Consider the following 13,703-nt stretch of genomic DNA (forward strand, 5'->3'; position numbering starts at 1 on the left):
AATATTTATAATTAAATTGCAATAAGATGATGTCCGATAAATCCGGCCGTGAGAAATTAATGGAATCTCCGGAGATGAAAGAGAAGTATACTACAGAATATACTGTTTATCAGCCCGATTTTACAGCTGTACAAAATCTGAAATCACTGCTTGCAGATAAAGAAGTAATCATTGTACTGGGTACCTGGTGTTCAGACAGCAGATTACATGTGCCCCATTTCTACAAAATACTGGATCAGACAGGCATAGCAGAGAATGCTGTTACCCTGATTTTTGTGGATGAATCAAAACAAGTAATGGGAGGCTTAACTGAAAACCTGAATATCGAAAAGGTTCCTACCTTTATGATCAGAAAAAATCAGAAAGAAATAGCTCGGATTACAGAGTCACCGCTGGTTACACTGGAACACGATATGGTTAAACTCTTGAATAAAAATAATTAAAACATGTCAGCAGCATTAGAACCAGGCTGGTTAAACGTCCTGGAACCTGAATTTGAAAAGGAATACATGAAAAACCTGAAAGCATTTCTGTTGCAGGAAAAAGAAACAGGTAAGACAGTATATCCTAAGGGAGCAGATATCTTTGCCGCCTTTAATCATACTCCTTTTGACAAAGTCGAAGTAGTCATTCTGGGTCAGGATCCCTATCACGGAGTAGGTCAGGCCCATGGTCTTTCTTTTTCTGTACAAAAAGGAGTGGCTACTCCCCCATCCTTAAAAAACATCTATAAGGAACTGGAGACAGACATTGAAGGATTTAAAACACCAAATCACGGTAACCTGACTCAATGGGCAGATGAAGGGGTTTTATTACTTAATGCATCACTGACAGTCAGAGCACATGAACCGGGATCCCATCAGGGTAAAGGCTGGGAAGCATTTACAGACCAGGCGATCAGTCAGTTGTCAGAAAAAAAAGCGGGACTTATATTTTTATTATGGGGCAGATTTGCCCAGCAGAAAGCTATATTGATTGATGAGAAAAAACATACCGTTTTAAAGTCGGCTCACCCCTCACCTTTTTCCGCTTATACGGGATTTTTTGGCTGCAGGCATTTTTCCAGAACAAATGAAATTTTAATTGCCGAAGGCAAAAAGCCAGTTAACTGGCAGATCAGCTGATCTGCCAGTTAACCCTTTTAGTATTCCAATGGAACAATTGGTTCTTTCTTGGTCGTTGACATAATCATCATAGTCTGAAAAGTTTTGACTACACTGATTTTACTGATTTTATCCATAATCAGGCGTTCATAAGCTTTAATATCACTTACATATACTTTTAAAAGAAAATCTGCCTGTCCTGTCACGTGGTGACATTCGGTAATTTCTTTTATCTGATTCACCTCATCAAGAAAAATCTGAATCGTATTATTTTTATGAAAATCCAATTGTACCTGGATAAAGGTTTTGATTCCCAAACCTAGTTTTTCTTCATCTACCAGTGCGTGGTAACTCTTAATGAAACCGGACATCTCCAGTTTTCTTACTCTTTCCAGTGTAGGTGCAGGAGACAAACCTATTTCCTGTGATAAAAGCAAATTGGTTATTCTGCCGTTTTCCTGTAAAAGTTTAAGTATTTTAAAATCTATCTTATCTAATTCTGCTGCCATTTTTCCGATCTTGAATCCAAAGGTAGAATAAGAACACCTTATTTACCAAATTTAATTCTAAAAATAAACATAAAAATTATGCATTATTCTATTAAAAATTTTTAGATTTATCTAAAACTATTATTAGGTCAATATAATGCACTCATTTACCGAAGAAAATTATCTTAAAGTCATCTATCATTTGTCTCAGGCAGATACCGGTACAGTACAAACCAACGCCATAGCTCATGGAATGAATACCAAAGCTGCTTCAGTAACAGACATGCTTAAAAAGCTATCAGACAAGGAATTAATTGATTACATCAAGTACCAGGGGGTAACATTAACTGAAAAAGGAAAAGCCGCTGCGATCAAAGTGATCAGGAAACACAGACTCTGGGAAGTGTTTCTCGTTGAAAAGCTGAAATTCAAATGGGATGAGGTTCATGATATTGCAGAAGAGCTGGAACATATTAATTCAGCCATACTGGTTGAACGTTTAGATGATTTTCTGGGTTTTCCAAAAAGAGATCCCCACGGTGACCCTATTCCTGATCAGGATGGAAATTTCGAATACTTTGAAAACATACATCTTCATGAAATGGAAAACGGAAAAAGCGGGATTATTGTTGGTGTAAGTGAACACACCTCTCCATTTTTAATCCATCTTGAAAAACTGGGGTTAACTATAGGTGTTCTTGTCCAGGTAATCGGAGTCACAGATTACGACGGTTCAGTAGAACTCCAGGTGAATAACCAGAAAATTAACGTAAGTAAAAAAGTAGCACAGCATATCCTGCTCAAATTAGCCTGAGAAGAGTCAATAATTTATTTTTTTTAACTAATGAAGAATACAGAATCATTAAGTGAAGTACATCAGAGTGTAGATACTGGTAAACGTACGGGATGGAGAAGGATACTATCATTTATAGGCCCGGCCTATCTGGTCAGTGTAGGTTATATGGACCCCGGCAACTGGGCTACAGATCTTGCCGGAGGTAGTAAATTTGGTTATCAGCTAATCTGGGTATTACTGATGTCAAATCTGATTGCCCTGCTGTTGCAATCCCTGAGCGCAAGATTAGGGATAGTAAGAGGTCTTGATCTGGCTCAGGCTTCGAGAAATGCTTATCCCAAATGGGTAAATATTCCGTTATTCGGTCTAGCACAGACAGCGATCGTTGCCTGTGATCTGGCCGAAATTATAGGAATGGCAATTGGTCTTAACCTGCTTTTCGGGTTACCGCTAATCTGGGGTATCAGTATAACCATTTTTGATACGGTCTTACTTCTCTTCCTGATGAATAAAGGAATGCGTAAAATGGAAACTTTCATTGTTTCTATGGTTTTCATTGTAGGCATCTCATTTTTAGTCGAAATGTTTATTGTTGAGCCCTCTCTGAAAGAGATTGTTAAAGGCCTGGAGCCTTCTGTACTATCCGGACAGGCACTCTATATTGCAATCGGAATTATTGGAGCAACAGTAATGCCCCATAACCTGTACCTGCACTCTTCGCTGGTACAAACAAGGAAGTTTGAAAGAGACAACAAGGGCATTAAAGAAGCCATAAAATTCAACTTTATAGATACTGCAGTTGCCCTTAACCTTGCCTTTTTTGTGAATGCTGCGATTCTTATTCTTGCGGCAGCAGCCTTTTACAAAAACGGATTACATGAAGTTGCAGAAATACAGGATGCTTATAAATTACTTGGTCATATTTTCGGCGGGGTAGCACCAAGTCTTTTTGCTATAGCGCTGATTGCGGCTGGTCAGAGTTCAACAATTACCGGTACACTTGCCGGGCAGATTGTGATGGAAGGACACCTGAATCTTAGGATTCAGCCCTGGCTGAGACGTCTGATTACCCGTTTACTAGCCATTATCCCAGCTTTTTTCACGATCTTATACTTCGGTAATGATGCACTGAGCGGCCTGCTTATTTTAAGCCAGGTAGTCTTAAGTTTACAGCTGGGCTTTGCGGTAATCCCACTGATTCACTTCACTTCGGATAAAAAAGAAATGAAAGGTTTTGCGATTAAACTATGGGTCAAAATATTAGCATGGATCAGTGCTGCAGTAATTGTAGCGCTGAATATAAAACTGGTTATAGAAGAGATTTCAGGATGGGCAAGTGCTTCTGATGGCTGGTATATCAATATCCTGATTATACCGGTGGCTATCCTCATCGGGCTGCTTTTATTATATGTTTTTGTATATCCAATGTTCGGAGCCAAGGATAAACCGGAGAAAAATATACCACATGGTAATGCACTGGATATTGAGCCAATTGCACAGATTCATTATACCAGGATAGGTATTACCGTAGACTTTTCCAGGAACGATTTAAATACTATCCGTCATGCCCTGATCCAGGGTGGAAAAAAGGCAGATTATCATTTAATTCATATCGTTGAAACTGCAGGTGCAAGGTATCATGGAGAATCAGCATTGGATCACGAAACATTGAGTGATGCCGAAAATCTGAAGAAATATTGTCAGAACCTGGCCAATCTGGGTTATCACGGTATCCCTCATATAGGCTTTGGGGGAGCACCGGGCGCAATCGCAGAAATCACCAGGAACAATGACCTGCAATTACTGGTTATGGGAGCCCACGGTCACAAAGGCTTAAAAGATCTGATATTCGGGACAACTGTCGAAGCAGTAAGACACAAAATTACTATTCCTGTTTTAGTAGTCAGATAATCCTCTATACATTGTAAAATCCTGTTTAAATTCTGAAAGAATTGCTGTAAATCGGCAATTCTTTCAGATATTAGCTGATTCTATGGCGAACGACATTCAAATAAAAAATAAAAGAGCATACTTTGATTACCATATTGTTGATAAATACAATGCTGGTCTGGCCTTACTGGGAACAGAAATAAAAGCCATCAGACAAGGCAAAGCCAATATGAGTGATGCCTTCTGTATGTTCATCGATAATATACTGTACGTAAGAAACCTTCATATCTCAGAATACAGCCACAGCTCTTTCCACCATCATGACATTAAACGTGACAGAGTATTACTTTTACAAAAAAAGGAACTGAAAAAGCTAAAATTCAGAAGTGAAGAAAAAGGATATACCATTGTTCCCCTGCGTATTTTCACTAACGAAAGAGGTTTTGCAAAAATAGAAATCGCACTGGCACAGGGTAAGAAAGATTTTGATAAGAGAGATAGTATCAAAGACCGTGAATCCAAACGTGAAATGGACCGGGCAATAAAAGGTTAATTACCAGGCCTGGTCTCCTACGAGCGGTACAAATCTGAAAGTATCGAGTTCGAACTTTTCATATTCAGTTTCGCTAACCCTGATAACAGTAACCATTACCTGCGAATGTTCATTACCTACCGGGATCACCAGGATTCCTCCTATTTTAAGCTGCTTCAATAAAATTTCAGGAACAAAAGGTGCACCTGCTGTTACGATAATTTTATGATAGGGAGCATGTTCGGCGATCCCCATTGAACCATCTCCATAAAAGAAATGAGCCTTATATCCCATCCCCGGTAATACTTTCAGCGTATGATTATAAATACTTTCCTGTCTTTCAATAGTAAATACCTCGGCACCCAGCTCCATAAGTATACAGGTCTGATAACCTGAACCGGTACCAATTTCCAACACCTTATCCCCTTTGCTGATATGCAGCAATTCACTTTGATAAGCAACGGTATAGGGCTGAGAAATGGTTTGCCCGTCACCAATAGGGAATGCAATATCTTTATAAGCCTGGTTCCAGAATGTTTCATCAAAGAAAAAATGTCTCGGTACTTTCCCAATTGCCTGAAGAACACGACTATCAGCTATTCCTCTGGACTTAAGATGTTCAACCAATTTCTTCCTTGCTCCCCTTTCCCGGTAATTATCTACAAACTTGTATGCCATTGAACCAAAAATACTTCTTTGAAACCGATTTTTAAGGTTTTAATTCGAGGAATTTAAGCTGATCCCTGTAAAGTCCAACAGATCAAATCTTAAACAACATCTATATGTGTTAAGAGAAAGAATATTTTTTTGACTTCCTAAAGATGAAAAAGAAATCTTATTTAAATAATCAGGTGTTTTTTTCCAATAAATACATTTAAATATATTTTCATACGGTTCTGATTTCTACTGCACAATATTGCATATTTTTATCTAACCAAATGACAATTAAAAGCTTATGAAACAGACAACGCTCTCTCTGTTCCTTATATTTATTTTGGCTTTACCTGTATTTTCACAAGAAAACAACATCTACAGTATAGGGTTGAATGCGATCAGCATTATGCAGTTGCCAAGAATAGCTAATCAGGACCCATTAAAATATCTGACTACAAATTTTAATGGTGGAATGTTTAAAGTCAATGACCGGCAGATCAGTTACCGTGTAAGTGGAAGTTTCATCAATAATAAATCGGTTCAGTTCCAGAGTGATTGTACAAATTGTGAACTGGACAATGGTCAGGTTACAGATTACAGAGTCAAACTCGGGTTTGAAAAAAGTCTTAATTATTCCCATATCCAACCCTATCTTGCATTTGATCTCGGATACAGATACAACCGCTTTAATGGCATACAGAACTATATTAGTCTGCAGAGAACCATATCCGATATATCACAGCTGGAAACCGTTAAAAATGGTGTTACATTAGCCCCTTCCTTAGGGATAAGGATTACCCCCGTAGAACTGATTTCTGTTTTTGCAGAAGGGAGCCTTGAATTCTATTATTCCAATTTACACAGCCGGATCATTAAACAGGACCCTTCTTTTCTGGTGACAGAAACTTCAGAGCACAAAAAGGAATTCCTGTTTACTCCAATAACCATAGGCATACAGATCCACTTAGGTAACAAATATTAATCTCAAAAAAATGCAGCCTGCTGTAAATCCCTGCAGATTACTAATAAGGATCTACATCAATCTGTATGATCACGCCTTTAAAAGTATTTTCTGCATTAAAGTCTGTAATAGTTTGCTTTAATACAGCTTTAACTTTTTGAATAGCTGTAGTTTTATCAGATTTAATAATCAGTTGTTTGATATAGTAATTCCGGATCCGGGACACCAGAGGTTGTTCCGGTCCCAATACTCTGGTACCCAATTGGACTCTGAGCATGGCTGCGAAACGCGCAGAAGCTGCATTTAATATATTAGAGTCCTTATGTTTCATGTTGATAAAAATCAGTCTGGTAAAAGGCGGATAATGAAACTGCTTACGTTCAGCAATCTCATCATTATACATTTCCAGATAATTATTATCAACTACCTGCTTAATAATCCTGTGATCAGCATCATAAGCCTGAATACAAACCTTCCCCTGTTTATCTCTCCTCCCTGCACGGCCAGCCACCTGTGATAACAATTGATAACTACGCTCAAATGCTCTGAAATCAGGATAATTCAGTAAGGTATCGGCATTAATCACACCAATCAATGTTACATTATCAAAATCGAGTCCTTTAGCAACCATCTGTGTACCTATTAAGATATCTGTTTTCTTTTCCTGGAAATCACCAATAATCTTCTGCAGACTATTTTTGGTTCTGGTACTGTCCACATCCAATCTGGCAATTTTCACGTCCGGAAAAATAAGACTTAACTCTTCTTCTACCCTTTCAGTTCCAAAACCTTTCTGTTCAATATGCACTGAACCACAGGCAGGGCAAATATTCATACTGCTCTCATGATATCCGCAATAATGACAATGTAGCTTACCACTGCTTTTATGAAAAGTCAGACTCACATCACAGTTTACACATTTGGGCGCAAAACCGCATGTTTTACAAATCATGATTGTTGCATAGCCCCTGCGGTTCTGAAAAAGAATTACCTGTTCTTTTCTTTCCAGTGTTGCAGCAATATCATCAATCAATACACTGGAAAAATAAGAAACCATTTTCTTTTTCTTAGTTTCTTCAGCGATCCCAACCACTTCCTGCAGCGGCAGTTCTACCCCTCCGAATCTTTCATTCAGGGTTACCAAACCATATTTATGATTTAATGCATTATAATAACTTTCAATGGATGGCGTAGCCGATCCCAATATTATTTTTGACTGATGCAGATGTGCCAGGTAAACAGCAGCATCTCTTGCCTGGTATCTCGGAGCCGGCTCATTCTGCTTATAGGATGATTCATGCTCTTCATCAACCACGATCAGTTTCAGCTCTTTAAAAGGCAAAAATACAGCAGAACGGGCACCCAGAACAATCTTATATTTACCATTCATCACACTGTTCCAGATTTCCACGCGTTCGTTATCATTGAATTTAGAATGATATACACCAATAGCATCTCCAAAATAGCGCTTTATTCTTTCTACGATCTGCGTGGTCAGTGCAATTTCCGGCAGCAGAAATAATACCTGTCCTCCTTTTTCAATTGCCTGTTCAATCAGCTTAATATAAACCTGGGTTTTACCGGATGCCGTTATTCCATGTAATAAAACAACATCTTTAGTCTGAAATTCGGTCTCAATACGTTGCAGGGCCACACTTTGTGCAGCACTCAGTTTAAAATTCAGAATCATATCATCAGATTCATCATTTAAACGGCTCACTACTTTCTTTTTAAGGAAGAATATCTCCTTATCCAGCAGAGATTTCAATGCCGCCTGACCACAGCTGCTGTCTTCCAGTAATTGCTGTCTGGAGATATCTATTCCCGATTTGGAAAGTTTAATATAAGTCAGCAGTGCATCAAGTTGTTTTGGGGCACGTTCCAGTACCTCAAAAAGATGTTTGAAATTCCCTTCTTCCTGATAGAACGGATTCAGGGTAATATAGGACTTTAATAAAGGTTTATATTTTTCTACAACCTCTTCTGCAATGTAAATAACCTCCTTATCCAAAAGAGATCTGATTAACGGAAATACCGTTTTCTGTCCTAACAACCTGGAAATCTGATCTACGGTCAGCCGCTTCTGTTTTTCCAGTGCAGTCACCAGAACGTTCTCCTTATCAGTAATATCAAGCTCTTCTAATGAAGCTTCTTCCCGAAGGATAATAATAGTCTCACTGGCTAGTTTTAATCCCGCAGGAAGCGCCGCAGACATTACTTCTCCTTCATTACACAAATAATATGCTGTCATCCAGTTCCAGAACTTCAGCTGCATGTCATTTACAACAGGATGTTCATCAATTACATCTATAATGTATTTAGCCTGATATATTTCCGGAGCAGTCTGACTGATACTTCTGATCAGTGCGGTATAAATCTTATTCTTTCCAAACTGAACTATTACCCTTTTACCAATGGCTATATGTTCATTCAGTTCAAACGGAACACGATAGATATAGTTTTTTGAAAGAGAGAGCGGCAAAATAACCTCTATAAACAGCGTATCCCTTTCGGCAAAAGCTATATCATTAAATTCCTGCATTTATCTGTTTTTTAATGCGGCGAAAAATAGAGAAATCCAGCCTGCAACTAATAATAATCCTCCCAGAGGAGTAATCGGACCCACTATATTTACCCAGCTTAACTGCAGTACCTCGCGGGTGGCCAGCAGATAAAGGGATCCAGAAAAGAACAGGATACCAATTGTGAAGCAGTAATAGGCAATATCAACCAGTTTATTTCTGAATCTTGCAAAAGTAGACAGAAACAACAGTGCAAAAGTATGATAAAACTGATATTCGATTCCTTTTGCCCAGATGGCCAGCTGATCGGCTGAAATCATACTTTTCAACCCATGCGCACCAAATGCACCTAATATTACCGCTACAGCCCCAAAAAAAGAAGCCGTCAAAATTATTCTTCTGTTCATTCGATTTGTCTTAATTCCAGCCTCACAAAATTACGCAACCTAAATGCATTTTTGTTAACTCTGCTTGTAAATTATTTATTCCGGCTGCTTTAAAATTTAAAACTAATTCTATTTTAAACCATTTCCCGGATGCTTTTCTTCAAGATTTACAGCTGTTTATCAAATAAGATGAAACATATCAGCTGCCAAATAAAAATTACTGATCCCAATATCCAAAGTAAGTCCATAATCAGACAGTAAGATAAGGTATAAGGTAGAGCTCTGTTTTGCGCTACCCATGACTGCTATTAAGCCTATACTGTAGTTAGGTTTAATACGCCATTGATACGGGTTTGAAACGGGGTTGATACGGGTCGGGGCGTTTCAACCCCGCTTCAACCCCGTATCAACCCCGTTTCAATAGTAAGCAGAACATAGCGACTAACATAAGTTAACAGCAGCTAATATCTTAGTCTTTACAAAGAAAATATCACCTAATGATCAACAATTAGCGTAAATTTGTCATAAGCCCGTGCTTAAACACAAATGAAAAAGATATATTTCACCCTATTTACTTTATTCGCAGCGATTGTGGGTATGGCTTACCTGTATTTCTCCAGACTGAATCAGGAAACAACCTATAAAGAAACCAGTTTATATGCCGCCACAGCAAACTCCGGCCTGGTCTTCTGCATCCGGAATGACAAAAGCATATTCGACATATTGAAGGGGCAGGATTTTTTTCAGAAACTGCTTGGACCAGAAAAATTCAGTCAGCTTAGTTTGCTAAAAAACAAGCTCACAGCTAATTCTGCAATGAATCATATGATTGGCAATAGAAATATCTTTATCAGTTTTTCTGCCGGTGCGAACAAAACTGTTGATTATCTTATCAGTACCCAGCTCAATGATGAACTGGAAAAACAGAAGCTGTTCAACACTTTAAAATCGACAGGAATAAATATCAGAACGGAGGATGGTATAGCTAAATTGACCTTGAATGACAGTGCCTCTTTTTATCTGAATGTAGAAAAGAACCTGATTTTACTTTCCAACAGCCCTGCGCCGGTAAAAGCAGCAATTTCTGCTGTTTCTGATGAAGAGAATAATCATTTTGTAGCTTACATCAAATCGAGCGGAAAATTCAGCAAAAACAGTCTGGGTAATCTGTATATAGATTTCAACAAGATTCCTGCCTTATTAAAATCAATGCTGCCCGGTCATTTAAACGGAGGACTTTCGGTATTTAACCATCAGAATTCTTTTTCAACCCTCAATTATAACTTTAGTAAAGAAAGATTATTTTTCAACGGGAGCTCCCAGCTAAATGATCAGAAGAATTACCTGAGCCTGTTTGCAGCCCTTTCTCCTCAAAAAAACAGTATAGATAATCTTTTACCAGAAAATACTGCAAATTTCCGTTTATATGCACTGAGTGACTATAACTCCTGGAGAAAAACGCTGAGTAACTGGTTTTTGATTAACGGGGAAAACCAGAAAATTAAGAATACAATCAGCAGTTTCAACAAAGAATATCATTTAGATGCAGAGAAAATTTTCCCGGTATATTTTCAGAATCAGCTGATCACTTTTCAGCTTAAATCATCCGAAAATCTGGCTGCCATCAACCTGACCAATGGTGATAAGGTTAAACAACTTTTACTGGATATGAGTGAGGATTATAATCCGGATATTAAAAAATTCAAAAAATCAGGTCTTTTATACTGTTACTTCGGGGAACCTTTTAAATCATTCACTAAACCATATTACACTATAATTGATAATTATATGATCATTTCAAATCAACCCGGAGCACTCCGGTCATTTTTAGATGATTATCATCAAAATAAATTACTGATTAATACCCCTGATTATATCAATGTATATAGCCAGATTTCAAAAACAGCAAACGTCACCTACTACGTGAACCGGAAAAATTCTGTCGATCTGGCCAGAAGAACAATCTATACCCCCTATTATAATCATTTCATTAAAAAACAGGGGCTGGAACAATTTACTTCGCTGATTTATCAGTTAAATGGCGATAAAGGAGCGTTTCAAACTAATCTGCTGATCAATACTGTACCTGAAATCATTCCTGATACCCTTGAAAATTTAACAAATTAATAGTCGCTATCTATTTTTTTAATTACCATATTTAAATACCTGTTTAAAATCAGCTAATTAAATTTGAACAGAAAAAAACACAGCTTTCAACTTATGGCAAAAAGATACCTTATACTGGGCCTTTTTTTAATTCTTTCTACTCAAATCAAGGCACAACAATACGGGCTGTTTAATACCAAAACACTATTTGACGCTTTTGAAAATCCAGCCCAGAAAGCATTTGTCCTGGATTCTTCACGTAAGTACGCTTCCAATTTCCTGCTGCCCTATTTTGGCCTGAATGCAGCAAATAAAGGAGATGCAAATTACAGCCTTAGAAGTTACATCAATGATCGTGTTTATCGCACCTCAGGTATTCCTATCGGCGATAATGCCAGAAATCAGGCCTATCAAAGCTCAAACATCTATTTGTTTAGCTTCCGGATTTTCAAATCTTATAAAGACCATCAGGAACTGGGTTTCTCCTGGCAGATGCGTTCAGATGCTTTTGCCGATTATACGAATGAGACACTGGTTGCTTTCGATGATTTTAGAAGATTTAACCAAAACCAGGACTCTCCTTTCAACGGCAACGGCTACGGTCAATCTTACCATCAGTTCAGCATGAACTACCGGGAAAACATTGATAAAAGACTGGCTTTTGGTGTAAAACTGAGCTTATTGAGTGGTATAACCTACAATAAAATTGACATCACACAATCTGATATCCAGTTTAACAATGCTGCCCAGCAGCTTACCGTAGGATTTCAGGGAACTTATAAATCAAACTTTTTACGGGCAAAAGAACTGGATGCAAACACACTGATCCCCAATTTTAAAAACCCCGGGTTATCCGTTGGTTTTGGTACTACCTATACTTCAAAAACAGGTTACTTTTTAATGGGAAGCATCAAAGATCTGGGTTTTATCAGATGGAATAAAAGCTCTCATTCTATAGTGGTTCCTGATGGAGAAGTCATTGTCAATAATCTTTCTCCGGGCAAAACTTTAGAAAAGCAATTTGAAGATGAATTCATTAACCGCGATCAGCAAAAGAGTTTTTATTCTGCCACCAATGCTAAGGCAGATTTCCTGATTTCTAAAAGATTTGAGTTTTATACTCCCAATTTTATTGTCTCTAAAAATCTGTGGAATAAAGGAGGCGATATTGCTTTGGTCAATAATTTCGCCTACAACGAATTTTCGGTGAGCCTTTCACCTATCTATAATTTAAATGGGTTTATGATGCTGGGTACGCAGGCTAAATATCAGACACCTAATTTCGAATTTTTCCTGGGTAGTGATAATGTGCTAAAATCGGCGGCATACCATCAGCAGCCAACCACACCAGACCAGAGATATGCTGGAGCCTCGGTTTATATGGGAGTCGGTATTAAATTTGGTTATACGGTAGAGCATCCTCAAAACAGCAGTTATATGCCTGGAGTTGGGGATGAAATAGATAAAAAAGGATTCTTTGCCAAACTGTTCGGGATATTTAAAAAGAAATAACTATCCCGGTACGCTGTTTTGCTGATCAGACTTTCTTTTTGGCTTGTGTAATCACAAAATCCTTCAGATAATAAGGTTCAAAATAGGCTACATCTTCAAAATGACCAGCTGTGAAGGCCGCATAAGCCAGGCTGCTCATATTTGCCGCAGAATTAAAATTAAGTGCAGAGAATGCTGCATTGGCAGACAAAATAGTTTCACTGCATTTCATTGCACCATCACCAATAAACGTGATCAGTTGTTTGCTTAATTGCTCCTGATAAGAAGTCTCATCAATGATCTTTGCTTCAACAGCCAGAACTTCTGCCAGTTGAGTATCATACAAACCCGTAAAAACTTCCATCCTTCTCGCATCTATCATCGGACAGACCAAACCAGTGTAATCTGCAGTTGCCTGTAAAAAACCCTGAGCCATCATTTTTAGTGTATCTACACCAATTAAAGGCTTATCCAGTGCATAACAAAGTCCTTTTGCAGTAGAAACACCAATTCTGAGTCCTGTATAAGAACCAGGCCCCTTGCTGACTGCAATGGCATCCAGATCAGCATAAGCAAGTCCCGCCTTTTCCATAACCTCACTGATAAACAGCGTGAGACTGCCAGCATGTATATTCTGGGCCGCAAGTTCTTTTAAAGCAATCGTTTCTCCATTGACAGATAATGCTGCAGAGCATACCTGAGTAGCTGTTTCTAGTTGAAGTATAGTAACCATTAAGGCAAATATAGTTGATTTAAAATTTAAGGAAGGCTCTA

The 13,703-nt window shown here is 38.2% G+C and carries 13 protein-coding genes; 8 read left to right on the forward strand and 5 right to left on the reverse strand.

The window, feature by feature from the left end:
• Nucleotides 1–26: 26 nt before the first annotated feature.
• Together PL_RS07470 and ung are read left to right on the forward strand one after the other, a co-directional pair.
• Nucleotides 27–443 (forward strand): thioredoxin family protein, encoded by a 417-nt coding sequence (locus PL_RS07470; protein ID WP_152620368.1) that lies wholly within the window; start codon nt 27–29, stop codon nt 441–443.
• 3 nt (nt 444–446) lie between these two features.
• Nucleotides 447–1,124 (forward strand): uracil-DNA glycosylase, encoded by a 678-nt coding sequence (ung, locus tag PL_RS07475; RefSeq protein WP_041884812.1) that lies wholly within the window; start codon nt 447–449, stop codon nt 1,122–1,124.
• Between the two features lie 17 nt (nt 1,125–1,141).
• Here the strand turns inward: ung and PL_RS07480 are convergent, their stop codons facing one another.
• Nucleotides 1,142–1,612 (reverse strand): Lrp/AsnC family transcriptional regulator, encoded by a 471-nt coding sequence (locus PL_RS07480; RefSeq protein WP_041884810.1) that lies wholly within the window; start codon nt 1,610–1,612, stop codon nt 1,142–1,144.
• A 136-nt stretch (nt 1,613–1,748) separates the two neighbouring features.
• On the opposite strand from PL_RS07480, the gene PL_RS07485 reads away from it, so the two are divergent.
• The 3 genes from PL_RS07485 (at nt 1,749) to smpB (ending at nt 4,830) form a co-directional block, all read left to right on the forward strand.
• Entirely contained in the window at nt 1,749–2,405 is a 657-nt protein-coding gene (locus PL_RS07485; RefSeq protein ID WP_041884808.1) for a metal-dependent transcriptional regulator, read from the forward strand.
• A 30-nt stretch (nt 2,406–2,435) separates the two neighbouring features.
• Nucleotides 2,436–4,298 carry an Nramp family divalent metal transporter gene (locus PL_RS07490; protein ID WP_041884806.1) on the forward strand — a complete coding sequence of 621 codons (1,863 nt, stop codon included), beginning with the start codon at nt 2,436–2,438 and terminating at the stop codon, nt 4,296–4,298.
• Nucleotides 4,299–4,380: 82 nt separating this feature from the next.
• Nucleotides 4,381–4,830, forward strand: a complete 450-nt coding sequence (gene smpB / locus PL_RS07495) for an SsrA-binding protein SmpB (RefSeq protein ID WP_041884804.1) — start codon at nt 4,381–4,383, stop codon at nt 4,828–4,830.
• Here the strand turns inward: smpB and PL_RS07500 are convergent, their stop codons facing one another.
• Nucleotides 4,831–5,487 (reverse strand): protein-L-isoaspartate(D-aspartate) O-methyltransferase, encoded by a 657-nt coding sequence (locus tag PL_RS07500; protein WP_041884801.1) that lies wholly within the window; start codon nt 5,485–5,487, stop codon nt 4,831–4,833.
• A 277-nt stretch (nt 5,488–5,764) separates the two neighbouring features.
• Between PL_RS07500 and PL_RS07505 the strand changes: the two genes are divergently transcribed.
• A complete protein-coding gene (locus tag PL_RS07505) occupies nt 5,765–6,445 on the forward strand; it encodes a hypothetical protein (RefSeq protein ID WP_041884798.1) in 681 nt (226 codons plus the stop codon).
• 40 nt (nt 6,446–6,485) lie between these two features.
• Here PL_RS07505 and priA read toward each other — a convergent pair whose 3' ends face one another.
• Nucleotides 6,486–8,966 carry a replication restart helicase PriA gene (gene priA, locus PL_RS07510; RefSeq protein WP_041884796.1) on the reverse strand — a complete coding sequence of 827 codons (2,481 nt, stop codon included), beginning with the start codon at nt 8,964–8,966 and terminating at the stop codon, nt 6,486–6,488.
• Complete coding sequence (locus tag PL_RS07515) at nt 8,967–9,353, reverse strand: DUF423 domain-containing protein (protein ID WP_041884794.1); 387 nt, start codon at nt 9,351–9,353, stop codon at nt 8,967–8,969.
• 525 nt (nt 9,354–9,878) lie between these two features.
• Between PL_RS07515 and PL_RS07520 the strand changes: the two genes are divergently transcribed.
• Together PL_RS07520 and PL_RS07525 are read left to right on the forward strand one after the other, a co-directional pair.
• Nucleotides 9,879–11,459: a hypothetical protein gene (locus tag PL_RS07520; RefSeq protein WP_041884792.1), complete on the forward strand. Its 1,581-nt coding sequence runs from the start codon at nt 9,879–9,881 to the stop codon at nt 11,457–11,459.
• A 93-nt stretch (nt 11,460–11,552) separates the two neighbouring features.
• Complete coding sequence (locus PL_RS07525; protein WP_041884789.1) at nt 11,553–12,950, forward strand: DUF5723 family protein; 1,398 nt, start codon at nt 11,553–11,555, stop codon at nt 12,948–12,950.
• A gap of 25 nt (nt 12,951–12,975) precedes the next feature.
• On the opposite strand, the gene tsaB is transcribed toward PL_RS07525, so the two are convergent.
• A complete protein-coding gene (gene tsaB / locus PL_RS07530; protein ID WP_041884787.1) occupies nt 12,976–13,662 on the reverse strand; it encodes a tRNA (adenosine(37)-N6)-threonylcarbamoyltransferase complex dimerization subunit type 1 TsaB in 687 nt (228 codons plus the stop codon).
• Between the last annotated feature and the right edge of the window lie 41 nt (nt 13,663–13,703).

Source organism: Pedobacter lusitanus (assembly GCF_040026395.1).
GTDB lineage: Bacteria > Bacteroidota > Bacteroidia > Sphingobacteriales > Sphingobacteriaceae > Pedobacter > Pedobacter lusitanus.

What these genes read in the sequence shown, in the direction of transcription:
- PL_RS07470 (WP_152620368.1), top strand. Translation starts at nt 27, where the DNA reads ATGATGTCCGATAAATCCGGCCGTGAGAAATTAATGGAATCTCCGGAG.
- ung (WP_041884812.1), top strand. Translation starts at nt 447, where the DNA reads ATGTCAGCAGCATTAGAACCAGGCTGGTTAAACGTCCTGGAACCTGAA.
- PL_RS07480 (WP_041884810.1), bottom strand. Translation starts at nt 1,612, where the DNA reads ATGGCAGCAGAATTAGATAAGATAGATTTTAAAATACTTAAACTTTTA.
- PL_RS07485 (WP_041884808.1), top strand. Translation starts at nt 1,749, where the DNA reads ATGCACTCATTTACCGAAGAAAATTATCTTAAAGTCATCTATCATTTG.
- PL_RS07490 (WP_041884806.1), top strand. Translation starts at nt 2,436, where the DNA reads ATGAAGAATACAGAATCATTAAGTGAAGTACATCAGAGTGTAGATACT.
- smpB (WP_041884804.1), top strand. Translation starts at nt 4,381, where the DNA reads ATGGCGAACGACATTCAAATAAAAAATAAAAGAGCATACTTTGATTAC.
- PL_RS07500 (WP_041884801.1), bottom strand. Translation starts at nt 5,487, where the DNA reads ATGGCATACAAGTTTGTAGATAATTACCGGGAAAGGGGAGCAAGGAAG.
- PL_RS07505 (WP_041884798.1), top strand. Translation starts at nt 5,765, where the DNA reads ATGAAACAGACAACGCTCTCTCTGTTCCTTATATTTATTTTGGCTTTA.
- priA (WP_041884796.1), bottom strand. Translation starts at nt 8,966, where the DNA reads ATGCAGGAATTTAATGATATAGCTTTTGCCGAAAGGGATACGCTGTTT.
- PL_RS07515 (WP_041884794.1), bottom strand. Translation starts at nt 9,353, where the DNA reads ATGAACAGAAGAATAATTTTGACGGCTTCTTTTTTTGGGGCTGTAGCG.
- PL_RS07520 (WP_041884792.1), top strand. Translation starts at nt 9,879, where the DNA reads ATGAAAAAGATATATTTCACCCTATTTACTTTATTCGCAGCGATTGTG.
- PL_RS07525 (WP_041884789.1), top strand. Translation starts at nt 11,553, where the DNA reads ATGGCAAAAAGATACCTTATACTGGGCCTTTTTTTAATTCTTTCTACT.
- tsaB (WP_041884787.1), bottom strand. Translation starts at nt 13,662, where the DNA reads ATGGTTACTATACTTCAACTAGAAACAGCTACTCAGGTATGCTCTGCA.